Here is a 24,566-nt window from a genome sequence, read left to right on the forward strand (position 1 = left end):
CCTGTTCCTGACGAATGCCTTTCCCCGCTATTGCGCTTGCATGACACACCGCCGTCCGCGTCTCGGCTAGAGTGCGGCGGCGGATGTGGAGGTGAATACGTGTCGGGGAAGTTTCCGGAAAAGCCCTCGCGCCGAGGCTACTGGCTCGGCTGGTTGTGCCGCCTGGCCATGCTTGGCGGCGTCGCCGCGATGTTCTGGGCGCTGCTGCAATGCTTCGTCCTGCTGCACGGCGATCCGCCGCTCCAGCGCGCCCCGCTGCGGACGCCCTGGACCCTGCTGGCGCTCGGCCTGGCGCTGTTCCTCGCCGGTTTCTGCGGCGAGTACCGCCTGTGGCGGCGCCGCGCCGGTTGCTGAAACCGGCGTCAGGCAGCGCCCGTCGAAGGGAACAGCAGGCGCAGGTGGGTCTTCTGCTGCGGTACGCTTTCCGCTTCGGCGCGGCCGCCGTGGTAGGCCATGATCGATTGCACGATGGCCAGTCCCAGGCCGGTGCCGGCCTGGGCTCCAGTCTGGTGTCCGGCGCGGCGGTAGAAGCGCTCGAACAGGTGCGGCAGGTACTCCGGTGGGATGCCCGGGCCGTCGTTGCTGACCCTCACCTCGGTGTGCCCCGCGCGTTCCCCGATCCGCACGTCGATGCGCCCGCCTTGCGGGGTGTGGCGCACGGCGTTGGACACCAGGTTGGAAATGGCGCGCTGGATCATCAGGTTGTCGCCGTGGGCGAAGCCGTTGCCGGAGAGGCGCAGTTCGACGCCCTTGTCCTCGGCGACCATCTCGTACAGGTCGATGACCTTGGCCGCCTGCTCGTGCAGGGCGACGCAGCCGAACTGGGCCTGGATCGCCGGGTTGTCCACCTGCACCAGGAACAGCATGTCGGTGACGATCCGCGACAGCCGCTCCAGTTCCTCGGCATTGGACTCCAGGGCTTCGCGGTATGCCGCGCTGTCGCGATGCTGGCTGAGCAGCACCTGGTTGCGCACCAGCAGGTTGCAGATCGGCGCGCGCAGTTCGTGGGCCAGGTCGTCGGAGAACTGCGAGAGCTGGCGTACGCCATCCTCGAGGCGGGCGAGCATGTGGTTGAAGCTGCGGGCCAGGCTGTCCAGCTCGCGCGGCAGGTTCTGCTCGGGGATGCGGTAGGAGAGATCCTGCGGGCTGACCTGGGCGGCCACCCGGCGGAAGCGGTTCAACGGTTCGAGGCCGGCACGCACCACCCACCAGGCGGCCAGGGCGATCAATGGCAGGAGGAAGGGCAGGGCCAGCAGGGTGGCGCGGAGGAAACCGTCGAGCAGGCGCTCGTCGGCGTTGCGCTCGCTGCTCAGCAACACCTGTACCGGGGTGCCGTTCTTCATGCGCATGGAAGCGCCGATGCTCAGCAGGCGCTGGTCGTTGCCGGTGCTCCAGCTCTGGAACACCGGCTGGCGGGCATCCGCCTGCAAGCGGGCGAGAAGCGCGCGGTTGGCCGCGACGCTGGCCGCGGCCTGGTCACCGAAGCTCATCAGCGGCTGGCCGCTGCGGCTGTCGAGAATGCTCAGGTGCAGGCCGCTGTGGGCCACCAGTTGGTCCTGCAGGGCATGCGCCTGTACGGCCGGGTCGCTGCGCAGGTCGAGATCGTCTTCCAGGCTGTGGCGGATCTGCTCCAGCTTCAATTGCAGGTTTTCCCGCTCGCGGGCTTCCAGCTCGCGGCCGAGGTTCCAGTGCGCCATCGCGCCGAGCGCCAGGGCCAGCAGCGCGCCGAGGGCGCCGACCAGCAGGGCCAGGCGCAGCGACAGTCGGCCTGGTGGCGTCATCGGCGCGCTTCCAGGACGTAGCCGACGCCGCGAATGGTATGGATCAGCTTGAGGTCGAAGCCGTCGTCGATCTTCGCCCGCAGGCGGCAGATGGCGACTTCCACCACGTTGGAGTCGTTGTCGAAGTTCATGTCCCAGATCAGCGAGATGATCTGCGTCCGGGTGATGACGTCGCCGTTGCGCCGCATCAGCAGGTGCAGCAGGGCGAACTCCTTGGTCGTCAGGTTGATCCGCACCCGGCCGCGGAAGGCCCGGTGGCGGCTGGCGTCCAGCTCCAGGTCGGCGACCCGCAGGACGTCCTGCATCGGTGCCTGGTCGTGGCGGCGCAGCAGCGAGCGGACCCGCGCCAGCAGTTCGGGGAACTGGAACGGCTTGACCATGAAGTCGTCGGCGCCGAGATCGAGGCCGCGCACCTTGTCGGTCAGCCTGCCATGCCCGGTGAGCATCATCACCCGCGCGCTGCTGCGTTCGCGCAGGCGGCGGAGCAGGTCCCAGCCGTCGATGCCGGGTAGGTTGACGTCGAGGATCACCAGTTCGTAAGGGTGTTGCAAGGCCATGTGCAGGCCGTCGATGCCATCGTTGGCGCGGTCGACGATGTAGCCGCTTTCGGTCAGGCCCTGGTGCAGGTAGTCGGCAGTCTTGACTTCATCTTCGATAATAAGGATGCGCATGTTCGCCCCTATATAAAGTATGGATTCATTTGCAAGTAAATGTTTAAGTGCATTGCTATAAAGTTACATTGCGGGCGTTGCCTGGATAGAATCCTGGAAATGTAATTTCATATCGTTGCGCTGCTTCGATGATAATTATCGAATGACCGGGTAGTTCTCCCGGGAGTCCGCCTGAGAACTTTGGAAATGTCCGCGGCGCAAGCACCGCTGGGCGTGAGGGGCAATGCCTTTTGTAAGCGCATGTTGCTTTGTCCCTATGTTTCATCCAACTATTGCCAGTCTCTTCGAAGGTTGCCGAAGTGTAACCGCTAATTGTCCGTGGAGAATATTCATTACCGACTTGTAATTCTTCCGTCACCTTGCCGATAAGCCCCGCTACCTAACATCTGCCGCATCCCGGAAGTGCAACTTCGAATATCGCCGGCGAGATATCGCCGATGAACGGTTGCGTGGTTCCGGGCCGGTAATGGATCGCCGTCGCCGACGACGATCAGCAGACGAGGAGCGGAACATGCCGATACTTCGGCCACTGGCCAGCGCGGGGAAACGCGCCTGCTGGCTACTGATGGGACTCTGCCTGGGCCTGCCGGCCCTGGCGAACGAGGCGCCGGTGAGTTTCAACGGTACTTCGATCAGCCTCGAGCAGGCGTTGGAGCGGGCCCTGCGGAGCAACCCCGAGCTGGCGGCGGTGGGGCGCGAGACCGAGATCGCCAGCGGCGCGCGGCAGCAGGCCGGGCTGATCCCCAACCCGGATCTGTCCTGGAGCGTCGAGGACACCCGCCAGGGCAATCGCCAGACCAGCGTCAGCATCGCCCAGCCGCTGGAGCTGGGCGGCAAGCGCGGTGCGCGGGTGGAGGTGGCGAAACGCGGCAGCGAGATCGCCTGGACCCAACTGGAAGTCCGTCGCGCCGAACTGCGGGCCCAGGTCCGCGGCGCCTACTACGCGGCGCTGACCGCGCAGGAGCGGGTGCGCCTGGCGAAGACCTCCCTGGACCTGGCCAGGCGCGCTCTGCAGGCCGCCGACCGACGGGTCAAGGCCGGCAGCATCTCCTCGGTGGAACGGGTTCGCGCCCAGGTCCTGGCGGACAACGCCCAGCTCGACCTGAGCCAGGCGGAGCTGGAGCAGCAGCGCACCTATGTGCAGCTGTCGAGCACCTGGGACGAGCCGCAGCCAGGCTTCGCCAGGGTCGGCGGCGCGCTCGACGCGGTGCCGGCGAGCATCACCCGTGGCGCCTTGCTGCGCCATCTCGACGAGTCGCCGACCCTGCGCCTGGCGGCCCAGGAGGTAGCGCGCGGCGAGGCCCAGGTCGACCTGGAGAAGCGCCAGCGCATCCCCAACCTGACGGTCAGCATCGGCAGCAAGTACGACCAGACCGCCCGCGACGGACGTGGCGAACGGGTCAACCTGATCGGCCTGTCGATGCCGCTGCCGCTGTTCGACCGCAACCAGGGCAACATCTACGCCGCCCAGAGCCGCGCCGACCAGGCCCGCGACCTGCAGCGCGCGACCCTGCTGCGCCTGCGCAGCGAAGCGGTACAGGCCTACGACCAGTTGCGCACCTCGGAACAGGAGCTGGCGCTGGTCCGTCGCGACCTGCTGCCCGGCGCACAGAGCGCGCTGGACTCGATGACCCGCGGCTTCGAGATGGGCAAGTTCAACTTCCTCGACGTGCTCGATGCCCAGCGCACCCTGGTCGGCGTCCGTGCCCAGTACGTGCGCGCGCTGGACGCCGCGGCACAGGCGCGGGTGAGCATGGAGCGCCTGCTCGGCGAAGACATCGGCCACCTCGGCCAGTGAGATTTCCGGGGCGGGCCGCCGGCGCGCCCCCCGAACGGTTCGGGAGAACAGAATGGGCAAGAAGACGATTATCGCGGTGACCGCACTGGCACTGCTCGGCCTGGGCGGCGGCGCCTACCTGGAGCTGGGCGGCAAGGCGCCGGCCGGCGCCGGCGAAGCGGTCGCCGAGGGCGAGGGCAGCGGACCGCGCGGCGGCATGTTGTTGCGCCAGGGCGACCTGACCCTGGAACTGCTGGTGCCGGAGGACGGCAGCCCGCTCAAGGCCTGGGTCGAGCGCGGCGGCAAGGCGCTGGCGCCGCAGGAGGTGGTCCTCGGCGCCGACGTCGAGCGTGCCACCGGCGAGGTCGAGGACCTGCTGTTCAAGGCCAGCGGCGATGGCCTGGTGGCCAATGCCGGGATCGCCGAGCCGCATGCCTTCACCGCGCGCCTCAAGCTGATGGCCGGCAAGCAGGGCTACGACTTCGCCTTCACCCGCGAGGAGGGCAAGCTGGAGCTGGATGCCGAGCAGATCGAGGCCGCCGGCATCACCCTCGATACGGCGCGGACGATCAGCCTGGCCCAGGTGGTCTCGCTGCCCGGCGAGATCCGCTTCAACGAGGACCGCACCGCGCATATCGTCCCGCGCCTGCCGGGGATCGTCGACAGCGTGCCGGCCAATCTTGGCCAGGCGGTGAAGCAGGGCGAGCTGCTGGCGGTGATCAGCAGCCCGCAGTTGTCCGACCAGCGCAGCGAATTCGCCGCCGCCCAGCGCCGCCTGAGCCTGGCACAGAGCACCTACAAGCGCGAGCAGCAGCTGTGGAAGGAGGGCATTTCCGCCGAGCAGGAATTCCTGCTCGCCCGCCAGGGTTTGCAGGAAGCCGAGATCGCGCTGAACAACGCGCGGGCGAAGATCGCCGCGCTCGGCGGCAATCCCAGCCTGCAGGGCGGCAACCGCTACGAGCTGCGCGCGCCGTTCGCCGGGGTGCTGGTGGAAAAGCACCTGACCCAGGGCGAGCCGGTGGACGGCACCGCCAACGTCTTCACCCTGTCCGACCTGTCCTCGGTCTGGGCCACCTTCAACGTGCCCGCGCAACTGCTCGGCCAGGTCCGCGTCGGCAGCAAGGTCAAGGTGCTCGCCCAGGCGCTGGATAGCGAGGTGGAGGGCACCGTGTCCTACATCGGCGACCTGCTCGGCGAGCAGACCCGCGCGGCCACCGCCCGGGTCACCCTGAGCAACCCCGAGAGCACCTGGCGCCCGGGCCTGTTCGTTTCCGTGCAGGTGGCCGAGGCGACCCGCAAGGAAGTCCTGACGGTCGCCGACGGCGCGGTGCAGAACGTCGACGGCGAGGACGTGGTGTTCGTCCGCGTGGCCGATGGCTTCGTGGTCCAGCCGGTCAAGCTGGGCATCAGCGACGGCCAGCGCGTCGAGGTCCTCGAGGGCCTGCGCGCCGGCAGCCAGGTCGCCGCCAGCGGCAGCTTCATCCTCAAATCCGAACTGGGCAAGGGCTCGGCGGAACACGGTCACTGAGTCCCGCTCCAGGAGTCTTCGCATGTTCGAACGCATCATCCAATTCGCCATCGAGCAACGCTGGCTGGTCCTGCTGGCGGTGCTGGGGATGGCCGGGGTCGGCATCGGCAGCTACCAGAAGCTGTCCATCGACGCGGTCCCGGACATCACCAACGTCCAGGTGCAGATCAATACCGCCGCCCCCGGCTACTCGCCGCTGGAAGTGGAGCAGCGGATCACCTACCCGGTGGAGACCGTCATGGCCGGCCTGCCGGGTTTGCAGGAAACCCGTTCGCTGTCGCGGCCGGGGATTTCCCAGGTGACGGTGATCTTCGAGGAGGGCACCGATATCTACTTCGCCCGCCAGCAGGTCAACGAACGCCTGAGCACGGCGCGCGAGCAACTGCCGGAAGACATCTCGCCGACCCTCGGGCCGATCTCCACCGGTCTCGGCGAGATCTACCTGTGGACGGTTGAGGCCGAGGAGGGCGCGACCAAGGAGGACGGCAGCGCCTACACGCCCACCGACCTGCGCACCATCCAGGACTGGATCATCCGTCCGCAGTTGCGCAACGTGAAGGGCGTGGCCGAGATCAACACCATCGGCGGCTACGCCAAGCAATTCCTCATCGCCCCGGATCCGAAGAAGCTCGCGGCCTACAAGCTGACCCTCGGCGACCTGCAGAACGCCGTGCTGCGCAACAACGAGAACGTCGGCGCCGGCTACATCGAGCGGCGCGGCGAGCAGTTGCTGATCCGCGCGCCGGGCCAGGTCAAGGACATGGACGATATCCGCGGGATAATCGTTTCCAACGTCGACGGCGTGCCGATCCGTATCCGCGACGTCGCCGAGGTCGGCCTGGGCAAGGAGCTGCGCACCGGCGCGGCCACCGAGAACGGCCGCGAAGTGGTGCTCGGCACGGTGTTCATGCTGATCGGCGAGAACAGCCGGGAAGTGGCCCAGGCGGTCGGCCAGCGCCTGGAGGAGATCAACCGGACCCTGCCCAAGGGGGTCAAGGCGATCACCGTCTACGACCGCACCACCCTGGTGGACAAGGCCGTGGCCACGGTGAAGAAGAACCTGGTGGAAGGCGCGGCGCTGGTGATCGCGGTGCTCTTCCTGTTCCTCGGCAACATCCGCGCGGCGTTGATCACCGCCACCATCATCCCGCTGTCGATGCTGTTCACCTTCACCGGGATGGTCGGCAACAGGGTCAGCGCCAACCTGATGAGCCTCGGCGCGCTGGACTTCGGCATCATCGTCGACGGCGCCGTGGTGATCGTCGAGAACGCCATCCGCCGCCTGGCCCACGCCCAGGCCCACCACGGCCGCCAGCTGACCCGCGCGGAACGTTTCCACGAGGTCTTCGCCGCGTCCAGGGAGGCGCGCCGGGCGCTGGTCTTCGGCCAGATCATCATCATGGTGGTGTACCTGCCGATCTTCGCCCTCACCGGGGTCGAGGGGAAGATGTTCCACCCGATGGCGTTCACCGTGGTCACCGCGCTGCTCGGCGCGATGATCCTCTCGGTGACCTTCGTCCCGGCGGCGATCGCGCTGTTCATCACCGGCAAGGTCAAGGAGGAGGAGAACTTCGTCATGCGCCGCGCGCGTCTGGCCTACGAACCGGCGCTGCGCTGGGTGCTCGGGCACCGCGCGCTGGTGGTCGGCGGCGCCCTCGGCGCGATCCTGCTCACCGGGCTGGTGGCCTCGCGGATGGGCAGCGAGTTCATTCCCAGCCTCAGCGAGGGCGACTTCGCCATGCAGGGCCTGCGGGTGCCGGGCACCAGCCTGACCCAGTCGGTCGAGATGCAGCAGACCCTGGAGAGGAAGCTGATGGGCAAGTTCCCGGAGATCGAGCGGGTCTTCGCCCGCACCGGGACCGCCGAGATCGCCTCCGACCTGATGCCGCCGAACGCCTCCGACAGCTACGTGATGCTCAAGCCGCAGAGCCAGTGGCCGGACCCGAAGAAGTCGCGGGAGGCGCTGCTGGAAGAATTGCAGGCCGCGGCCCTTGAGGTGCCGGGCAGCGTCTACGAGTTCTCCCAGCCGATCCAGTTGCGCTTCAACGAACTGATCTCCGGGGTGCGCAGCGACGTCGCGGTGAAGGTCTTCGGCGACGACATGCAGGTGCTCAACGACACCGCGGAGAAGATCTCCAAGGTGCTGCAAGGCATCGACGGCGCCTCCGAGGTGAAGGTCGAGCAGACCACCGGCCTGCCGGTGCTGACGGTGGACATCGACCGCGACAAGGCGGCACGCTTCGGCCTCAATGTCGGCGACATCCAGGACACCGTGGCCACCGCCCTCGGCGGACGCAACGCCGGTACCCTGTTCGAGGGCGACCGCCGCTTCGACATCGTCATCCGCCTGCCGGAAACCCTGCGCGCCGACCTGCCGGCACTGTCCAACCTGCTGATCCCGCTGCCGCCGAACAACCTGGCGCGGATCGACTTCATCCCGCTGTCGGACGTGGCGCGCCTCGACCTCTCGCCGGGACCGAACCAGATCAGCCGGGAGAACGGCAAGCGGCGCATCGTGGTCAGCGCCAACGTGCGCGGCCGCGACATCGGCTCGTTCGTGCTGGAAGCGCAACAGAAGCTGCAGGACGGGGTGAAGATCCCGGCCGGCTACTGGACCACCTGGGGCGGCCAGTTCGAACAGTTGCAGTCCGCCGCCAAGCGCTTGCAGGTAGTGGTGCCGGTGGCGCTGCTGCTGGTGTTCACCTTGCTCTTCGCCATGTTCAACAACGTCAAGGACGGCCTGCTGGTGTTCACCGGCATCCCCTTCGCCCTCACCGGCGGGGTGCTGGCCCTGTGGCTGCGCGGGATACCGCTGTCGATCTCGGCGGCGGTGGGTTTCATCGCCCTGTCCGGGGTGGCGGTGCTCAACGGCCTGGTGATGATCTCCTTCATCCGCAACCTGTTGCAGGAAGGACGCAGCCTCGACCAGGCGGTGTGGGAGGGCGCCATCACCCGCCTGCGTCCGGTGCTGATGACCGCCCTGGTGGCGTCCCTCGGTTTCGTGCCGATGGCCCTGGCCACCGGCACCGGCGCCGAGGTGCAGCGGCCGCTGGCGACGGTGGTGATCGGCGGCATCCTGTCCTCGACCATGCTGACCCTGCTGGTGCTGCCGGTGCTCTATCGCTGGACCCACGAGCGCGACGCCGGACCGCGCGAGGAGACGCCGGCGGCCGGCTGAAGCGGGCGCGCAAGCGGGCCGGCAGGGGAAACCCTGGCGGCCCTTTTTCGTTGGCCGTTGGACGGATTCCGTTCGATTACCGCACGCGATTGCCGGCCCGGATTGTCGCCGGCGGAGGGCTTGCGTAGTGTGGGTGGACCTTCCGCGCCCGGCGCTTGGCGCCGCGCGGCGATAACAACAACGATAGCAGCCTGAGTGTCCTGCCCATGAATGCCTCCTTGCTCAGCGAGCGCAGCCGGGTGTTCGAACGTGCCGACCCCTATGCGGTGTCCGGCTATGTCAACCGGCACGTCGGTACGCACTGCATACGCCTGCCGGCCGCCGGCAGGCCGCAAGCCAGCCTCGACCACCGCACCTTCGCCAGCCTCGACCTGTGCCGGATCAGCTACGGCGCGGCGGTACGGGTCACCTCGCCGGCGCTGGAGAGCATCTTCCACCTGCAGATCCTCCTGCGCGGCCACTGCCTGTGGCGCGGCGGCGGGCAGGAACACGCCCTGGCGCCGGGCGAGCTGTTGCTGATCAACCCGGACGATCCGGTCGACCTGACCTATTCGGCGGACTGCGAGAAATTCATCGTCAAGCTGCCCTGCGCGCTGCTCGAAGCGATCTGCGCCGAGCAGCGCTGGAGCCATCCGGCGCGCGGCGTGCGTTTCCTCGAACATCGCTATCGCCTGGACCAGCTGGAAGGCTTCGTCGGCCTGCTCGCCCTGGTCTGCCGCGAGGCCGAGTCCGGCGAGCGGCTGGCGCGGGTCGACAGCCACTTCGAGCAGATCCTCGGCAGCAAGCTGCTGACCCTGCTGAAGACCAACGTCAGCCGCGAGGACCCCGGCGATGCGCAGGTCGTCTTCGCCCGCCTCGATGCCTACATCCGCCGCCATCTGCAGAGCGAGATCGAGGTCGCGGCGCTGGCCGAGCAGGCGCACATGAGCACCCGTTCGCTGTACGCGCTGTTCGAGCGCCAGCTTGGCGAGAGCCCTCGGCAATACATTCGCCGGCTGCGCCTGGAGCGCATCCGCGCCTGCCTGGAAGACCCCGGCTGCCGGGTACGCAACCTCACCGAACTGGCCCTGGACTTCGGTTTCGCCCACCTCGGCCGCTTCGCCGAGCAATATCGCCGGCAGTTCGGCGAGCTGCCTTCGGAAACCCTGCGCCGGCGCGCCTAGCGCCGACCGCCACGGCGTGCAGGAATCGGCCAGCGATCCGCAGGCAACGGATATCCCCAGCAGCACGCGCTACCTAACCTGACCGGGCCTGAACAATAACAACGGAGGCCCCGGCCATGTCCCTGGGTAGCGATTACTTGCGTTCTCTGCTCGAGGAAGACCCCGAGAGCGGCGTCTACCGCTGCAAGCGGGAGATGTTCACCGATCCACGCCTGTTCGAACTGGAGATGAAGCACATCTTCGAGGGCAACTGGGTCTATCTCGCCCACGAAAGCCAGGTTGCCGGAGTCAACGACTACCTGACCACCCAGATCGGCCGCCAGTCGATCGTCATCGCGCGCAACCGCGACGGCCAGCTCAACGCCTTCATCAACGCCTGCAGCCACCGTGGCGCGATGCTCTGCCGGCACAAGAGCGGCAATCGCAGCAGCTATACCTGTCCGTTCCACGGCTGGACCTTCAACAACTCCGGCAAGCTGCTCAAGGTCAAGGACCCGGCCGAGGCCGGCTACCCGCAGGGCTTCAACTGCGAGGGCTCGCACGACCTGACCCGGGTGGCGCGCTTCGAGTCCTACCGTGGCTTCCTGTTCGGCAGCCTCAACCCCGATGTCAGGCCGCTGGCCGAGCACCTGGGCGAGTCGGCGAAGATCATCGACATGATCGTCGACCAGTCGCCGGAAGGCCTCGAGGTGCTGCGCGGCTCTTCCAGCTATGTCTACGAAGGCAACTGGAAGCTCACCGCCGAGAACGGCGCCGACGGCTACCACGTCAGCTCGGTGCACTGGAACTACGCGGCGACCCAGAGCCAGCGCCAGCAGCGCGACGCCGCGGACCCGCTGCGGACCATGAGCGCCGCGGGCTGGGCCCGGCAGGGCGGCGGCTTCTACTCGTTCGAGCATGGCCACATGCTGCTCTGGAGTCGCTGGGCCAACCCCGAGGACCGGCCGGCCTTCGAGCGCCGCGCCGAGCTTGCCCGCGACTTCGGCGAGGCCCGCGCCGACTGGATGATCGAGAACTCGCGCAACCTCTGCCTGTACCCCAACGTCTACCTGATGGACCAGTTCAGCTCGCAGATCCGCATCGCCCGGCCGCTGTCGGTGGACCGCACGGAAATCACCATCTACTGCATCGCGCCGAAAGGCGAGAGCGCCGAGGCGCGCGCCCGGCGCATCCGCCAGTACGAGGACTTCTTCAACGTCAGCGGCATGGCCACCCCGGACGACCTGGAGGAGTTCCGTTCCTGCCAGCAGGGCTACCAGGGCAGCGTGGTCGGCTGGAACGACCTGTCGCGCGGCGCCGAACACTGGATAGAGGGCGCCGACGCGGCGGCCGCGGCCATCGACCTGCGGCCGCGCCTGAGCGGCGTGCGCACCGAGGACGAAGGGCTGTTCGTATTGCAGCATCGCTACTGGCAGGAGGCGCTGCTCGCCGCCCTGGAGCGCGAACGGACGCAGCGCGTGGCGCTGCGGGAGGTGGCGTCATGAGCCTGGGCTACGACGCCCTGCGCGATTTCCTCTACCGCGAGGCGCGCTATCTCGACGACAAGGATTGGGACGCCTGGCTGGCGTTGTACGCCGCGGACGCCAGTTTCTGGATGCCGTCCTGGGACGACCGCGACCAGCTCACCGAGGACCCGCAGCGGGAAATCTCGCTGATCTGGTACGGCAACCGCGGCGGTCTGGAGGACCGGGTATTCCGCATCCGCACCGAGCGCTCCAGCGCGACCCTGCCGGACACCCGCACCTCGCACAACCTGAGCAACATCGAACTGCTCGGTGAGGACGACGGCATCTGCCGCGCGCGCTGCAACTGGCACACCCTGAGCTATCGCTACAAGACCGTGGACAGCTACTTCGGCACCACCTTCTACGACCTCGACGTACGCGGCGAGAGTCCGCTGATCAAGGCCAAGAAAGTGATCCTGAAGAACGACTACGTTCGCCAGCTGATCGACGTCTACCACGTCTGACGCCCGCGCCGGCGGGCTGTCGAGGGACATGCCATGAACCATCGGATCGCACTCAACTTCGAAGACGGGGTGACCCGCTTCATCCATGCCGCGCCCGGCGAGACCGTGGCCGACGCGGCCTACCGCCAGGGCATCAACATCCCCCTGGACTGCCGCGACGGCGCCTGCGGCACCTGCAAGTGCCTGGCCGAGGCCGGGCGCTATGCGCTGGGCCAGGACTACATCGACGATGCCCTCAGCGCCGAGGAAGCCGCCCGCGGCTACGTGCTGACCTGCCAGATGCGCGCCGAAAGCGACTGCGTGCTGCGCGTGCCGGCGTCCTCGACCCTGTGCAGGACCGGCCAGGCGCGCTACGAGGCGCGCATCAGCGAAGTCCGGCAACTGTCGCCGAGCACCATCGGCCTGTCGCTGCGCGGCGAGGCGCTGGCCAGCCTGGCGTTCCTGCCCGGGCAGTACGTCAACCTCCAGGTGCCCGGCAGCGAGCAGCGCCGCGCCTACTCCTTCAGCTCGCTGGCGAAGGACGGCGAGGTCAGCTTCCTGATCCGCAACGTCCCCGGCGGGCTGATGAGCGGCTTCCTCAGTGGCACGGCCAGGGCCGGCGACAGCCTGGCGATGGACGGCCCGCTGGGCAGTTTCTACCTGCGCGAGATTCACCGGCCACTGCTGATGCTGGCCGGCGGCACCGGCCTGGCGCCGTTCACCGCGATGCTCGAACGGATCGCCGAGCAGGGCAGCGCGCACCCGCTGCACCTGGTCTACGGGGTGACCCACGACGTCGACCTGGTCGGGCTCGAGCGCCTGGAGGCGTTCGCCGAACGGATTCCCGGCTTCACCTGGAGCGCCTGCGTGGCCAGCGCCGACAGCGACTATCCGCGCAAGGGCTACGTGACCGAGCACATCGCCGCGCAGCACCTGCACGAGGGCGACGTCGACATCTACCTGTGCGGGCCGCCGCCGATGGTCGAGGTGGTCGAGCGCTACCTGCGCGAGCAGGGCGTGCGCCCGGCGAATTTCTACTACGAAAAGTTCGCCGCCAGCGCGGCCTGAACCCGAGCGAGCCAAGGAGATTCCCATGAACGACAGATTCCGCGACAAGGTCGCCCTGGTCAGCGGCGCCGCCCAGGGCATCGGCCTGGGCGTGGCCCGGCGCCTGCTGGAGGAAGGCGCGCGGGTGGTGGCGGTGGACCGCTCCGAGCTGGTCCACGAATTGGCCGGCGACGCCTGCCTGTGCCTGACCGCCGACCTGGAGCGCTATGCCGAATGCCAGCGGGTACTGGAGCGGACCCTGGAGCGTTTCGGCCGGCTGGACATCCTGGTCAACAACGTCGGCGGCACCCTCTGGGCGAAGCCCTACCAGCACTACGCCGAGGACGAGATCGAGGCCGAGCTGCGGCGTTCGCTGCTGCCCACCTTGTGGTGTTGCCGCGCGGCGCTGCCGGCGATGCTGGGGCAGGGTAGCGGGGCGATCGTCAACGTCTCGTCGGTTGCCACCCGCGGGGTCAACCGGGTGCCCTATGGCGCCGCCAAGGGCGGGGTGAACGCGCTGACCGCCTGCCTGGCGTTCGAGACCGCCGACCAGGGCATCCGCGTCAACGCGGTGGCGCCGGGCGGCACCGACGCGCCGCCGCGAAGGATTCCGCGCAACGCCGCGGCGCAGAGCGAGGAGGAGCGGCGCTGGTATCGACAGATCGTCGAGCAGACCCTCGACAGCAGCCTGATGAAGCGCTACGGCAGCATCGACGAGCAGGTCGCGGCGATCCTTTTCCTCGCCTCCGACGAGGCGTCCTACATCACCGGCGTGACCCTGCCGGTAGCTGGCGGCGACCTCGGCTGAGCGCATCAGTCGCCGCTTTCGGTGAACTTCTCCAGGTACAGCCGTAGATGCTCCAGGGAGCGCTCGCGCAGCCACTGGCGGACCGCCTCGACCATCGGCGGCGGCCCGCACAGGTAGAGGTCGAAAGCTTCGTCGCGCAGGCGGGCGGCGTCGAAATGCTCGTGCAGGTAGCCGCGCCGGCCGTCCCAGTCGGCGTCCGCCTCGCTGAGCACCGGGACGAAGCGGAAGCCGGGAAGCCGCTCGGCGTAGCCGGCGATCCGCTGCAATTCGCAGAGATCGGCGGCGCGGCGTACCCCGTAGTAGAGATGCACCGGCCGCTCGCAGCCGCGCTCGGCCAGTTCGTCGAGCATGCCGAGGAACGCCGACAGGCCGGTGCCGCCGGCCACCAGCAGCAACGGGCGCTCCACCTGACGCAGGTAGAAGGTGCCCAGCGGCGCCTCGAAGCGGATCTCGTCGCCGACCCGGCAACCTTGGCGCAGGTAGTCGCTCATGGCGCCGCCCGGGAGCAGGCGGATGAGGAACTGCAGGTGGTTCTGCGGATTCGGCCGGTTGGCGAAGGAGTAGGCGCGCCGGCAGTCGCTGCCGGGTACTTGCAGGCGCGCGTACTGGCCGGGCAGGAAGTCCAACTGGCGGCCCGCGGCGCCGGCGTCGAGGCGGAGCAGCGCGGTGTCCTCGGAGAGCAGGCGCAGTTCGCGCACCACGCCGCTGTGCGCCTGGGCCGCGGCGGCGTGGCAGAGGGTCGAGGCGAAGTCGAAGTAGAAGGCCGCGTCGGAGCGCACCCGGGTCTGGCAGGCGAGCACCTTGCGCTGCTCCAGGTCGGCGGCGGAGAGGGTGTCCTCGTCGGCGTAGTCCAGGCTGTAGCTGCCCGCCTCGCAGCGGCCCATGCAGGTGCCGCAGACCCCTTCGCGGCAGTCCAGCGGCAGGTTGATGCCGTGGCGCAGGGCGGCGTCGAGGAGCAGGTCGTCGTGGCCGACGGGCAGGAACAGGGTCTTGCCGTCGGCGAAGCTGAGGGCGACTTTGTGATTCATCGTGACGGGGCCCGCCGTTCAGAGGTGGTAGAAGTCGAGGACCGAGTCGATCCGGTCGTTGAGCAGGACGATGTGCTTGCGCGCGATCAGCCAGGCCTCGCCATGGGGTTTCAGGCGGTAGGTGGCATGGCCGAAGAAGCTGCCGGTCTGGTCCAGGCGCTGGAACAGGGTCTGCCAGTTGACCCGCACTCGCAGCAGGCCTTCGCCTTCCTCGGCGATGCGCACGTTGCCGATCTGGTGCAGGGTGCGCGGCATCGGCACGGTGGACGCGGCCTTGCCGGTGCGGATACGGAACACCCGGTCTTCCAGGCCGGCACGGCTGGGGTAGTAGATCAGCGACATCTCGCGCTTCGGATCGCGGGTGTAGCGCTGCTCGGACTCCCACTGCGGCAGGTGGAACTCGCACTGTTCGTCGAACTGCGCGAGGTAGCCGTCCCAGTCCTGGGCATCGCAGAGTTCGGCGTGGCGGTAGAGGAACTGTTCGACGCGGTACTGCAGTCCGGCGTTCATGGGGTCACCTCCTTCGCGCGCAGGGCCAGGCGCTCCAGGCCGTCGAGGAGGAAGCGCCGCCAATGCGCGTGCTGGTTGACGTAGAGGCCTTCGTGGGTGATCTCGGTGCCGGTCAGCAGCGGCGCGATACCCAGCGCCTGGCTGTTCGGCGTCGCGCCTTCGAGCCACTTGCCGTGGCCGCGGGAGATGTCGCTCCAGCGCTCCAGGCGGGCTTGGAAGCCACGCTGGGCTTCGCGGAACTCCACCAGGTCGTCGGGCGTGCCCATCCCGGAGACGTTGAAGAAGTCCTCGAACTGGCGGATCCGGTTCTCCCGGTCGGCGTCCGACTCGCCCTTTACGCCGATGCACTGGCTGACGATCTCGGTACGGTTCCAGGCCAGCGGGCGGACGATGCGCAGCTGCGAGCTGATCTGGTCGATGACGAACAGGCTGGGGTAGAGATTGAGGTTGCGCAGGCGATGCATCATCCACTCGGCGCGGGCCTGGCCGTATTCCGCCACCAGCCGCGGCATCACGCTGGCGTAGCCGGGGCGTACGGCGGGGTTGGGCATCTCGCTGAAGAGCACGCTGTGGCCGTTGGCGAAGGAGAACCAGCCGTCGTCGGTGGCCGCGTCGCCGGCGCCGAGCTTGCTGTAGTCGAGGGTGGCGGCCACGCCGCCGCGCTCGGCCTCGACCTGCTGGCGGTGCTGCACGGTGGCTACGTAGTTGTAGTGCACTGTGCTGACGTGATAGCCGTCCAGGCCATTCTCGTTCTGCAGCTTCCAGTTGCCTTCGTAGGTGTAGGTGGAGGTGCCGGGCAACACTTCCAGCTCGCCGCTGGGAGACTGCGCCACCAGCATGTCGAGGAACACCCGGGCGTCGCCGAGGAAGTCCACCAGGTCGTCCTCGCCGGCGACGTCCAGGCTGACGAAGACGAAGCCCCTGTAGCTCTGGATGCGCGCTTTCTTCAGGCCACGGGTGGCCTTGTCGAAGCCTTCCGGGTATTCGCCCGGCGCCTTGACCTTCACCAGCCGGCCGTCGTTCTTGTAGCACCAGGCATGGAACGGACAGGTGAAGGTCGACTGGTTGCCCTTGCCGACCCGCACCAGGGTCGCGCCGCGATGCTGGCAGGCGTTGACCAGCGCGTGCAACTGGCCGTTGCCGTCGCGGGTGACGATCAGCGGCTGGCGTCCGGCGCGCAGGGTGACGAAGTCGTGGGGCCTGGCCAGTTCGCTTTCGTGGCAGGCGTAGATCCAGTTCTTTTCGAAGATCAGCTCCATCTCCAGGTCGAACAGCTCCGGTTCGGTGAACATGTCCCGGGCGATGCGGAAGATGCCCTCCTCGGGACGGAAGTCGAGGCAGCCGCCGACATAGTCGCGCCACTGTTCGAGGCTTCTGCGAGTAGCGTTCATGCGTTCTCACCCTTGTGCGTTGTCGTTATGGGTGACCCATTCAACGGCCGCGAGCGGGGGCGGGCTATCCGCTTAGTCGACGATGCGCATCCCGAAAATCCGCGGCCGCCGAGGAGCGGCCGGGGGGCTCGCGGAGGGCTCGGCCGAGGTTCGAGCGGCGCTTGCGGCGGACGCTTTGTCCGGAAAGTCGGCGAACGCTATCCGGATAGTGGAGGATGCGGGGAGTCGGCCTTGCGCCGGCATATGCCTTGCATTTTGCTGAAAACAGAGCGCCAGCAGAGCGCACCCCCAGCCTTGCCGTGTCGAGTGCCGAACCATGATGAGGACCCATCCCGTCGCCGATCGTGGCGATCTCCATGCCGACCACCTGGACCTGGCCGCCGCCCGTTCCTGGATGTCGAAGGTCTGCGGGCCGCACCGGCTCGAAGCGGCGAGCCCGGGACTGGTGCAGTTCGAGCACCACGGCAACGTGCTGAAGTCGATGTGCACCACCCTTGGCTACATCGGCTACGGTACCGACGTCACCATCACCGTCGAGGATGCCGCGGCGTTCAACGCCTACAGCCTGAGCCTGCCGCTCAGCGGCGAGCAGGAGCTGTGCCGGGGCGGGCTGCGCCTGCTCTCCGACGTCCGCCGCGGGGTGATCATCGCGCCCAACGAGCGCCAGGAGCTGAGCATCGCCGGGGACTGCCGCAAGCTGCAGGTGGTGATCGGCCGCACGGCGATGCGCAAGGTCCTGGAGGAGATGTTGCAGCGGCCGATCGATACGCCCTTGCGCTTCGATCCGGAGATGGATGCCCTGGATGGCGCCTCCGCGTCCTGGTGGCGCACCGTGCGGCACATCAGCGAGGAGATGGCGCGCAGCGAACTCTACGCCCAGGCGTTTTTCAGCAGCGACCTGGAACGCGCGCTGATCAAGGGACTGATCCTGGCCCAGCCGAACAACTACAGCGAGGCCCTGCAGCAGGGCCTTGGCGGGCGCCCGCCGCACTACCTGCTGCGCGCCCGCGAGTTTCTCCAGGCCAACGCCCGCGAGACCCTGAGCCTGGAGGACGTGGAACGCGCCGCCGGGGTCTCGCGGTTCAAGCTGTTCGAGGGCTTCCGTCGCTACTTCGGGGTGTCACCGATGAGCTACCTGAAGCACTACCGGCTCGCCGCGGTGCGCGAGGAAATCCTCGCCAGCGGCGGCGCCCGCAGCATCTCGACGATCGCCCTGGGCTGGGGCTTCAGCCACCTCGGACGCTTCTCCGTGGACTACCGCAAGCGCTTCGAGGAAACCCCGAGCATGACCCAGCGCCGCGCTGCGCGGCGCTCCTGAGAGGGCGTTCAGGCGTCCTCGCGGCCGATCAGCGCCAGGCAGCGCCGCAGGTGCGGGGAGCCGTCGCCCTGGCGCCGGCTGACGATGATCGGCGAGGTCAGGGAGGCGTCGGCCAGGGCCTGGTAGGCGACGTCGTCGCGGTGCTGCAACTGCACCGAGGCCGGCACCAGGGTCGCGCCGAGTCCGGCGGCGACCAGGCCGATGGCGGTCTGCATCTCGTTGGCCCATTGCGTCACGCGCAGGCTCAGGCCGTGGGTGGCGAACAGCGCCAGCACGTGGTCGGCGTAGCTCGGCCGCGGCTGGCCGGGGTAGAGCACGAACGGCTCGCGCGACAGGCGCTCCAGGCTCAGCGGCTGGCCGAGCAACGGGTGCCCGGCGGGCAGGGCGGCGACCAGCGGCTCTTCGCTGAGCACGCTCTGGCGGATCGCCGGGTCGTCGATGCGGATGCGTCCGAAACCGATGTCGATACGCCCGCTCTTCAGCGCCTCGACCTGTTGCAGGGTGGTCATCTCCAGCAGGCCCAGCTCCAGCTCCGGGTCGCCGCGCAGGTGGCGGATCAGCTCCGGCAGCACGCCATACAGCGCCGAGGGCACAAAGCCGATGCCGAACCACTGGCGCTGGCCCTGGCCGATCCGCCGGGTGCTGTCGCAGATGCTTTCCAGTTGGTCCAGGAGCGTCGCGCTCTGTTCGTGGAAGAAGCGCCCGGCTTCGGTCAGGCGCAGCGGCCGGCCGCGCTCCAGCAGGGCCACCCCGAGCATTTCCTCGAGTTGCTGGATCTGCCGGCTCAGCGGTGGCTGGGCGATGTGCAACTGCTCGGCGGCGCGGGTGAAGTTGAGGGTCCGGGCCAGCGCCTGGAAGTAGCGCAGGTGACGAAGCTCCATGATACCTCCAGGGTATGGTTCGAGAGGAAGATGATATTGGACCCCAGTGAAGAAGGCGATGGATGCTTGGCCGAAACGACGGCGAAACCCGCTCGGTATCGAGCGAGCCTTGAGCAGCGAACCGTCGAAAACCCGACCGCAACCCTGGTGGACCCCCGAGAATGAGCCAAGCCGTGATCCAAAGCCTCGAGTCGATCATCGTCGACCTGCCGACCATCCGCCCGCACAAGCTGGCCATGCACACCATGAACCGGCAGACCCTGGTGATCCTCCGCCTGCGTTGCAGCGACGGCATCGAGGGCCTCGGCGAAGCCACCACCATCGGTGGCCTGGCCTACGGCAGCGAGAGCCCGGAGAGCATCAAGAGCAATCTCGACGCGCATTTCGCCCCGTTGCTGCTGGGCCAGCCGGCGGACAACGTGAATGCCGCGATGCAGCGCCTGGACCGACACATCAGGGGCAACACCTTCGCCCGCTCGGCGGTCGAGACCGCCTTGCTCGACGCCCATGGCAAGCGCCTCGGCCTGGCCGTCAGCGAACTGCTCGGCGGCCGCCTGCACGACAGCCTGGAGGTGGCCTGGACCCTGGCCAGCGGCGACACCGGCCGCGACATCGAGGAAGCCGAGCGGATGCTCGACCTGCGCCGCCACCGGCATTTCAAGCTGAAGATCGGCGCCGGTGAGGTGGATGCCGACGTGGCCCACGCGATCGCCATCAAGCGCGCCCTCGGCGAGCGCGCCAGCGTGCGGGTGGACGTCAACCAGGCCTGGGACGAAGGCGTTGCCCAGCGTGCCTGCGCGACGCTCGGCGACAACGGCATCGCCCTGATCGAACAGCCCATCGCCCGCCACAACCGCGTAGGCCTGGCGCGCCTGAGCAGCCGCGGCGGCGCGCCGATCATGGCCGACGAGGCCATCGAGAGCGTCGAGGATGCCTTCCACCTGGCTCGCGAGGGCGCCGCCCCGGTGTTCGCTCTGAAGATCGCCAAGAACGGCGGACCGCGAGCGGTGCTGCGTAGCGCGGCGATCGCCGAGGCGGCCGGGATCGGCCTGTACGGCGGGACCATGCTCGAGGGCGGCATCGGCACCCTGGCCGCCGCCCACGCCTTCGTCACCCTCGACCGCCTGGCCTGGCACAGCGAACTGTTCGGCCCGTTGCTGCTGACCGAGGACATCCTCCTCGAGTCGCCGCGCTACCAGGATTTCCACTTGCACGTGCCGCGTGCGCCGGGTCTCGGCCTGGCGCTCGACGAGGAGCGCCTGGCGCGCTTCCGCCGGTGCTGAAGCCGTCCCGCAGACAGAGGAGAAACGACCGATGCTGTTCCACGTGAAGATGACCGTGAAGTTGCCCGTCGACATGGACCCGCAACAGGCCGAGCGGCTCAAGGCCGAGGAGAAGGAAATGGCCCAGCGCCTCCAGCGCGAGGGCAGCTGGCGGCACCTCTGGCGGATCGCCGGGCACTACGCCAACTACAGCCTGTTCGACCTGCCCAGCGTCGAGGCGCTGCACGACACCCTGACCCGGCTGCCGCTGTTTCCCTACATGGACATCGAGATCGACGGGCTTTGCCGGCATCCCTCGTCGATCCATGCCGACGACCGCTGAGATTCCCTTCCCACGCCCGACAACAACAAGCAGAGGCAAACGCCATGACCGTGAAGATTTCCCAGACTGCCGACGTCCAGCGCTTCTTCGAAGAGGCCAGCGGCCAGCTCAACGAACGCGGCGATCCGCGCACCAAGGCCCTGGTGCGGCGCATCCTCGACGACACGGCGAAGCTGATCGAAGAAATGCAGGTCACGCCCGACGAATTCTGGAAAGCGGTGGACTACCTGAACCGCCTGGGCAGCCGCCAGGAGGCCGGCCTGCTGGCCGCCGGGCTGGGCCTGGAGCATTACCTGGACCTGCTGCTCGACGCCCAGGACGCCGAGGCCGGCCTCACCGGCGGCACGCCGCGCACCATCGAAGGGCCGCTGTACGTCGCCGGCGCGCCGCTGAGCGATGGCGAGGCACGGATGGACGACGGCCGCGACGCCGGCACCGTGATGTTCCTCCAGGGCCGCGTCAGCGGTCCCGACGGCCAGCCGCTGGCCGGGGCCATCGTCGATGTCTGGCACGCCAATACCCAAGGCACCTATTCCTACTTCGACAGCAGCCAGTCCGAATACAACCTGCGCCGGCGCATCCGCACCGACGCCGACGGCCGCTACCGTGCGCGCAGCATCGTGCCGTCCGGCTACGGTTGCCCGAGCGACGGCCCGACCCAGGAACTGCTCGACCGCCTCGGCCGCCACGGCCAGCGGCCGGCGCACATTCACTTCTTCGTCTCGGCGCCCGGCCATCGCCACCTGACCACCCAGATCAACCTGGCGGGCGACCGCTACCTGTGGGACGACTTCGCCTATGCCACCCGCGATGGGCTGATCGGCGACCTGCGCTTCAACGACGACCCCGCCGCGGCCCGCGACCGCGGCGTGGAGGGCGGACGCTTCGCCGAACTGGATTTCGACTTCCAGCTCCAGTCCAGCCCGGCGCCCGCCGCCGAGCGCCGCAGCCAGCGGCCGCGGGCATTGCAGGAGTAAGGTGGGAAACGGGGAGGGCGGCTGGTCGCTGGCGACCATGCCGCCTTCTTTCGCCAGGCGCGACGGCGGATAAAAAAAGGCGCCATGACTGGCGCCTCAGGACTTGTCCAAAGGAGCAACCCAAAAAGGACAAGTGTATTGCTCGGTGAAAGGCTGCTCAGCCGTTGCCGTTCTTGCGCTCGGCGCATTTGCTGCGGTCGGTCTTCTGCGCTTGCGCTTCCAGTTGTTGCTTCTGCAGGCGCTTTTCGCGCAGTTCTTTCTGCGCGGCGCGGAATTCGGCGTTGTACTGCCAGGAGCGTTCGCTGCCGTCCTGGGCCTGGGTAGTGGCGGCGCCGGTCGCCAGCAGGGCGGCCAGCAGCATCGGGATGATCTTCATGGCAAACCTCTCGGGTTGGCTCGTCGCCGGGGCGAGGTATTCGTCCCGTTTGAGCAAAGAGTAAGAGCGGACGGATTACCCGAGGGTGAGTGGAAAATTACGTTTCCGATAACTTCGGCGATGCTCCGTTGCATGGCGGAGGAGTCTGCGCGAAGCGCATTAAGTGCGAGTTAAGATTGCGGAAAAGTAATCCCCGCCTCATGTCTGCGTCATTTCCCCGGTTCCAGAATCAGCCCCACGGTCAATGCCGGTTGCGGCAGGACTGCGCGGGGGCGCGATCGACCAGAAGTTCACGCACAGCCAGCGCCGCAAGGCATGGCCGCAGAAGAAAAACAGACATGAACCGATCTGGAGCAATCGCCATGCAAGGGGATGGAAAGAAACGACTGTGGACGCTTCCACTGCTGCTGGGCGCCGGACTGATGGCCTCGGCCGTCGCCGAGGAGAACGCCGAGCGGAGCAAGGAAGGTTTCATCGAGGGCAGCGAGGTCAACCTGCTGCTGCGCAACTTCTACTTCAACCGCGACTTCCGCAAGGGCCAATCGAGCCCGGCGGGCGGCGGCTACACCGAGGAGTGGGTGCAGGGCTTCATGGCCAACTTTTCCTCGGGCTTCACCCAGGGCACGCTGGGCGTCGGCATCGACGCCTTCGCCCAGCTCGGCGTGCGCCTGGACAGCGGCGGCGGGCGTTCCGGCGCCGGCGGTAGCGTCGACCTGCTGCCCTATGACGACCAGGGGCGGCCGCAGGACGACTATTCGCGAGCCGGCGGCGCGGTCAAGCTGCGCTGGTATGGCACCGTGCTGCGGGTCGGCGACGTGTTCCCGGAAACCCCGGTGATCCAGTACGGCAACAGCCGGCTGTTCCCCTCCAGCTTCCGTGGCTTCACCCTGGTCAACGACAGCCTGGCGAAGGGCCTGACCCTGCAGGCCGGCAAGCTGAACTCGATGACCCAACCGAACAGCACCAGCGGCAGCGACGACTTCTACAGCTTCTACACCGGCCGGCGCATCGACTCGCCGTGGGTCGCCTACGCCGGCGGCGACTACCAGGCCACCGAGCACTGGAGCGTCAGCCTCTACGGCAGCCGCCAGAAGGACGCCTGGGACCAGTACTACGCCGGCACCAGCTTCAACTATCCGCTGGACGACAAGCTGTCCCTGCTCGGCGGCGCCAACTACTACAAGGTCAAGGACCAGGGCAGGCAGGTGATGGGCGAACTCGACAACGACATCTGGAGCGTGCGCGGCGGCTTCGCCTACGGTCCGCACCAGGTGCTGCTGTCGTACCAGCGCAACAACGGCGACGACGACTTCGACTACCTGCGCCAGACCGACTCCATCTACCTGGACAACTCGATCCAGTACAGCGACTTCAACTCGCCCAAGGAACGCTCGCTGATGCTCCGCTACGACCTCGACATGGCCGCCTTCGGCGTGCCGGGGCTGAGCTTCATGACCCGCTATGGCAAGGGCTGGGACGCCGATTATTCGAATGCCAACAGCGTCTACATGCGCACCGACGCCAACGGCAACCCGCTGACCAACCAGGGCCGCTGGGAACGCGACGTGGAGGTCAAGTACGTGGTGCAGGGTGGCGCGGCCAAGGACCTGGCGTTCCGCGTGCGCCAGGCCACCGTGCGCTCCGACAGCTTCGAGTCGGACCTCGACGAAGTCCGCCTGATCGTCGAATACCCGCTGCAAGTCCTCTGAAGGCGCGCCGCCGCCCCGTCCGGGGCGGCGCTCTGCGACAGCCCGTTGCTGGCGGCTGCGCGGCGGCGCTGCTACTTTCCTCTGGGTAGGCGGGCCGAAGGGCGGTTCCTGGCCGGGCATGGCTTCGACCTGCCGGTGGGCGCCGCGACCCGAACCTCGGCCACGCCATTCCACCCATGCCGCCCGGGCACCGGCGTGCCCGTGGCAGCCCAGGCTACGGGCGCCGCGTAGCCAGCCAAGCGGGAGTCGACATGGCCTCGTGGACCTTGGTGGACGCCAGTGCGATCGCTGTCCGCCATCCCTACACCTTCTACAAACCGGACGCGGAGACCATCGACCGGGTCGCCGCCGGGGAAAGCGTCAAGCTGATCTTCGCCTTCGATACCGACAACCCCGATGCGCCGCGCGCCGAGCGGCTCTGGGTGACGGTCGAGGGCATCGAGGCGGATGGCGCCTTCAGCGGCCGCCTGGACAACTATCCGCAATACATCCGCGACCTGTCGCTGGGCGAGCGCATCGTCTTCGAGGCGCGGCACATCATCAACACCGAGCACGACCCGCGGGAAACGCCGATCTCGCGCTATGCCCGGCGCTGCTTCGTGACGCGCCGGGTGATAGACGAGGGGAAGGCGGTCGGCTACCTCTACCGCGAGGCGCCGGAAGAGGAAAACGACAGCGGCTGGCGGCTGATGGCCGGCGACGAGTCGGACGACTACATGAATACCGCCGGGACCACCGCCTACGTCAGCCTGGGCTCGGTGCTGAACGCCGACGACAGCATCCTGCCGCTGCTCGACGCGCCGCCGGGACGGGCGTTCGAGCGGCTGGCCGACGGTTCCTTCATCGAGGTGCAGGGACCGGAGGGTTGAG

Annotated in this window: 22 protein-coding genes; 15 read left to right on the forward strand and 7 right to left on the reverse strand. The window is 68.0% G+C overall.

What is annotated here, in order from left to right:
* Positions 1-99: 99 nt before the first annotated feature.
* Positions 100-354: a hypothetical protein gene (locus tag ACI766_RS12870; protein ID WP_003111752.1), complete on the forward strand. Its 255-nt coding sequence runs from the start codon at positions 100-102 to the stop codon at positions 352-354.
* An 8-nt stretch (positions 355-362) separates the two neighbouring features.
* Here ACI766_RS12870 and ACI766_RS12875 read toward each other — a convergent pair whose 3' ends face one another.
* Together ACI766_RS12875 and ACI766_RS12880 are read right to left on the reverse strand one after the other, a co-directional pair.
* Positions 363-1,781, reverse strand: a complete 1,419-nt coding sequence (locus ACI766_RS12875; RefSeq protein ID WP_019395967.1) for a sensor histidine kinase — start codon at positions 1,779-1,781, stop codon at positions 363-365.
* A complete protein-coding gene (locus ACI766_RS12880) occupies positions 1,778-2,452 on the reverse strand; it encodes a heavy metal response regulator transcription factor (protein ID WP_003089900.1) in 675 nt (224 codons plus the stop codon). The genes ACI766_RS12875 and ACI766_RS12880 overlap by 4 nt, the downstream gene beginning before the upstream one ends.
* Before the next feature lie 511 nt (positions 2,453-2,963).
* Here ACI766_RS12880 and ACI766_RS12885 point away from each other — a divergent pair.
* The 8 genes from ACI766_RS12885 (at position 2,964) to ACI766_RS12920 (ending at position 13,901) form a co-directional block, all read left to right on the forward strand.
* Positions 2,964-4,250: a TolC family protein gene (locus tag ACI766_RS12885; protein ID WP_003113317.1), complete on the forward strand. Its 1,287-nt coding sequence runs from the start codon at positions 2,964-2,966 to the stop codon at positions 4,248-4,250.
* Positions 4,251-4,302: 52 nt separating this feature from the next.
* Complete coding sequence (locus ACI766_RS12890) at positions 4,303-5,757, forward strand: efflux RND transporter periplasmic adaptor subunit (RefSeq protein ID WP_087823686.1); 1,455 nt, start codon at positions 4,303-4,305, stop codon at positions 5,755-5,757.
* 22 nt (positions 5,758-5,779) lie between these two features.
* Positions 5,780-8,935 carry an efflux RND transporter permease subunit gene (locus ACI766_RS12895; protein ID WP_023086172.1) on the forward strand — a complete coding sequence of 1,052 codons (3,156 nt, stop codon included), beginning with the start codon at positions 5,780-5,782 and terminating at the stop codon, positions 8,933-8,935.
* Positions 8,936-9,141: 206 nt separating this feature from the next.
* Positions 9,142-10,098, forward strand: a complete 957-nt coding sequence (locus tag ACI766_RS12900) for an AraC family transcriptional regulator (protein WP_003109534.1) — start codon at positions 9,142-9,144, stop codon at positions 10,096-10,098.
* Positions 10,099-10,214: 116 nt separating this feature from the next.
* Positions 10,215-11,582: a benzoate 1,2-dioxygenase large subunit gene (benA, locus tag ACI766_RS12905; protein ID WP_023089180.1), complete on the forward strand. Its 1,368-nt coding sequence runs from the start codon at positions 10,215-10,217 to the stop codon at positions 11,580-11,582.
* The gene (benB, locus tag ACI766_RS12910; RefSeq protein WP_003120077.1) at positions 11,579-12,067 is read left to right on the forward strand and encodes a benzoate 1,2-dioxygenase small subunit; all 489 of its coding nucleotides are present in this window, start codon (positions 11,579-11,581) and stop codon (positions 12,065-12,067) included. The genes benA and benB overlap by 4 nt, the downstream gene beginning before the upstream one ends.
* A gap of 33 nt (positions 12,068-12,100) precedes the next feature.
* Entirely contained in the window at positions 12,101-13,114 is a 1,014-nt protein-coding gene (gene benC / locus ACI766_RS12915) for a benzoate 1,2-dioxygenase electron transfer component BenC (RefSeq protein WP_023084194.1), read from the forward strand.
* Positions 13,115-13,139: 25 nt separating this feature from the next.
* Positions 13,140-13,901 (forward strand): 1,6-dihydroxycyclohexa-2,4-diene-1-carboxylate dehydrogenase, encoded by a 762-nt coding sequence (locus ACI766_RS12920; RefSeq protein ID WP_003113313.1) that lies wholly within the window; start codon positions 13,140-13,142, stop codon positions 13,899-13,901.
* A 5-nt stretch (positions 13,902-13,906) separates the two neighbouring features.
* Here ACI766_RS12920 and antC read toward each other — a convergent pair whose 3' ends face one another.
* The 3 genes from antC to antA are packed head-to-tail and all read right to left on the reverse strand — an operon-like array spanning position 13,907 to position 16,830.
* Entirely contained in the window at positions 13,907-14,929 is a 1,023-nt protein-coding gene (gene antC / locus ACI766_RS12925; protein ID WP_003109538.1) for an anthranilate 1,2-dioxygenase electron transfer component AntC, read from the reverse strand.
* Between the two features lie 18 nt (positions 14,930-14,947).
* Positions 14,948-15,439, reverse strand: coding sequence for an anthranilate 1,2-dioxygenase small subunit (antB, locus tag ACI766_RS12930; protein ID WP_003116865.1), 492 nt, complete (start codon positions 15,437-15,439; stop codon positions 14,948-14,950).
* Complete coding sequence (gene antA, locus ACI766_RS12935; protein WP_003113310.1) at positions 15,436-16,830, reverse strand: anthranilate 1,2-dioxygenase large subunit; 1,395 nt, start codon at positions 16,828-16,830, stop codon at positions 15,436-15,438. Before antA ends, antB begins: the two co-directional genes overlap by 4 nt.
* Before the next feature lie 316 nt (positions 16,831-17,146).
* On the opposite strand from antA, the gene ACI766_RS12940 reads away from it, so the two are divergent.
* Complete coding sequence (locus tag ACI766_RS12940; RefSeq protein ID WP_003116868.1) at positions 17,147-18,148, forward strand: AraC family transcriptional regulator; 1,002 nt, start codon at positions 17,147-17,149, stop codon at positions 18,146-18,148.
* An 8-nt stretch (positions 18,149-18,156) separates the two neighbouring features.
* Here ACI766_RS12940 and ACI766_RS12945 read toward each other — a convergent pair whose 3' ends face one another.
* Positions 18,157-19,029, reverse strand: a complete 873-nt coding sequence (locus ACI766_RS12945) for a LysR family transcriptional regulator (RefSeq protein ID WP_003089870.1) — start codon at positions 19,027-19,029, stop codon at positions 18,157-18,159.
* A 161-nt stretch (positions 19,030-19,190) separates the two neighbouring features.
* On the opposite strand from ACI766_RS12945, the gene ACI766_RS12950 reads away from it, so the two are divergent.
* Genes ACI766_RS12950 through catA form a run of 3 tightly spaced genes read left to right on the forward strand, consistent with a single transcriptional unit; the run spans position 19,191 to position 21,611 of the window.
* Positions 19,191-20,312: a muconate cycloisomerase family protein gene (locus ACI766_RS12950; RefSeq protein ID WP_009876532.1), complete on the forward strand. Its 1,122-nt coding sequence runs from the start codon at positions 19,191-19,193 to the stop codon at positions 20,310-20,312.
* 31 nt (positions 20,313-20,343) lie between these two features.
* Positions 20,344-20,634, forward strand: a complete 291-nt coding sequence (gene catC, locus ACI766_RS12955; RefSeq protein ID WP_003089864.1) for a muconolactone Delta-isomerase — start codon at positions 20,344-20,346, stop codon at positions 20,632-20,634.
* A gap of 44 nt (positions 20,635-20,678) precedes the next feature.
* Entirely contained in the window at positions 20,679-21,611 is a 933-nt protein-coding gene (gene catA / locus ACI766_RS12960) for a catechol 1,2-dioxygenase (protein WP_003122649.1), read from the forward strand.
* A gap of 157 nt (positions 21,612-21,768) precedes the next feature.
* Here catA and ACI766_RS12965 read toward each other — a convergent pair whose 3' ends face one another.
* Entirely contained in the window at positions 21,769-21,987 is a 219-nt protein-coding gene (locus tag ACI766_RS12965) for a hypothetical protein (RefSeq protein WP_003120082.1), read from the reverse strand.
* 362 nt (positions 21,988-22,349) lie between these two features.
* On the opposite strand from ACI766_RS12965, the gene ACI766_RS12970 reads away from it, so the two are divergent.
* Positions 22,350-23,696: an OprD family porin gene (locus tag ACI766_RS12970; protein WP_003109544.1), complete on the forward strand. Its 1,347-nt coding sequence runs from the start codon at positions 22,350-22,352 to the stop codon at positions 23,694-23,696.
* A gap of 251 nt (positions 23,697-23,947) precedes the next feature.
* Positions 23,948-24,565 (forward strand): DUF2185 domain-containing protein, encoded by a 618-nt coding sequence (locus ACI766_RS12975; RefSeq protein WP_003089860.1) that lies wholly within the window; start codon positions 23,948-23,950, stop codon positions 24,563-24,565.
* The last annotated feature ends 1 nt before the right edge of the window (position 24,566 follow it).

Origin of the sequence: Pseudomonas sp. DL (genome assembly GCF_047199225.1) — a bacterium.
GTDB classification, from domain to species: Bacteria; Pseudomonadota; Gammaproteobacteria; order Pseudomonadales; family Pseudomonadaceae; genus Pseudomonas; species Pseudomonas aeruginosa.

Bases quoted from the DNA above. Each gene is read 5' to 3' on its own strand.
- ACI766_RS12900 (WP_003109534.1), top strand. From the start codon at position 9,142: ATGAATGCCTCCTTGCTCAGCGAGCGCAGCCGGGTGTTCGAACGTGCC.
- ACI766_RS12975 (WP_003089860.1), top strand. From the start codon at position 23,948: ATGGCCTCGTGGACCTTGGTGGACGCCAGTGCGATCGCTGTCCGCCAT.
- catA (WP_003122649.1), top strand. From the start codon at position 20,679: ATGACCGTGAAGATTTCCCAGACTGCCGACGTCCAGCGCTTCTTCGAA.
- ACI766_RS12950 (WP_009876532.1), top strand. From the start codon at position 19,191: ATGAGCCAAGCCGTGATCCAAAGCCTCGAGTCGATCATCGTCGACCTG.
- ACI766_RS12945 (WP_003089870.1), bottom strand. From the start codon at position 19,029: ATGGAGCTTCGTCACCTGCGCTACTTCCAGGCGCTGGCCCGGACCCTC.
- benA (WP_023089180.1), top strand. From the start codon at position 10,215: ATGTCCCTGGGTAGCGATTACTTGCGTTCTCTGCTCGAGGAAGACCCC.
- benC (WP_023084194.1), top strand. From the start codon at position 12,101: ATGAACCATCGGATCGCACTCAACTTCGAAGACGGGGTGACCCGCTTC.
- antA (WP_003113310.1), bottom strand. From the start codon at position 16,830: ATGAACGCTACTCGCAGAAGCCTCGAACAGTGGCGCGACTATGTCGGC.
- ACI766_RS12885 (WP_003113317.1), top strand. From the start codon at position 2,964: ATGCCGATACTTCGGCCACTGGCCAGCGCGGGGAAACGCGCCTGCTGG.
- antC (WP_003109538.1), bottom strand. From the start codon at position 14,929: ATGAATCACAAAGTCGCCCTCAGCTTCGCCGACGGCAAGACCCTGTTC.
- ACI766_RS12920 (WP_003113313.1), top strand. From the start codon at position 13,140: ATGAACGACAGATTCCGCGACAAGGTCGCCCTGGTCAGCGGCGCCGCC.
- antB (WP_003116865.1), bottom strand. From the start codon at position 15,439: ATGAACGCCGGACTGCAGTACCGCGTCGAACAGTTCCTCTACCGCCAC.
- ACI766_RS12895 (WP_023086172.1), top strand. From the start codon at position 5,780: ATGTTCGAACGCATCATCCAATTCGCCATCGAGCAACGCTGGCTGGTC.
- catC (WP_003089864.1), top strand. From the start codon at position 20,344: ATGCTGTTCCACGTGAAGATGACCGTGAAGTTGCCCGTCGACATGGAC.
- ACI766_RS12940 (WP_003116868.1), top strand. From the start codon at position 17,147: ATGATGAGGACCCATCCCGTCGCCGATCGTGGCGATCTCCATGCCGAC.
- ACI766_RS12880 (WP_003089900.1), bottom strand. From the start codon at position 2,452: ATGCGCATCCTTATTATCGAAGATGAAGTCAAGACTGCCGACTACCTG.
- benB (WP_003120077.1), top strand. From the start codon at position 11,579: ATGAGCCTGGGCTACGACGCCCTGCGCGATTTCCTCTACCGCGAGGCG.
- ACI766_RS12970 (WP_003109544.1), top strand. From the start codon at position 22,350: ATGCAAGGGGATGGAAAGAAACGACTGTGGACGCTTCCACTGCTGCTG.
- ACI766_RS12965 (WP_003120082.1), bottom strand. From the start codon at position 21,987: ATGAAGATCATCCCGATGCTGCTGGCCGCCCTGCTGGCGACCGGCGCC.
- ACI766_RS12890 (WP_087823686.1), top strand. From the start codon at position 4,303: ATGGGCAAGAAGACGATTATCGCGGTGACCGCACTGGCACTGCTCGGC.
- ACI766_RS12875 (WP_019395967.1), bottom strand. From the start codon at position 1,781: ATGACGCCACCAGGCCGACTGTCGCTGCGCCTGGCCCTGCTGGTCGGC.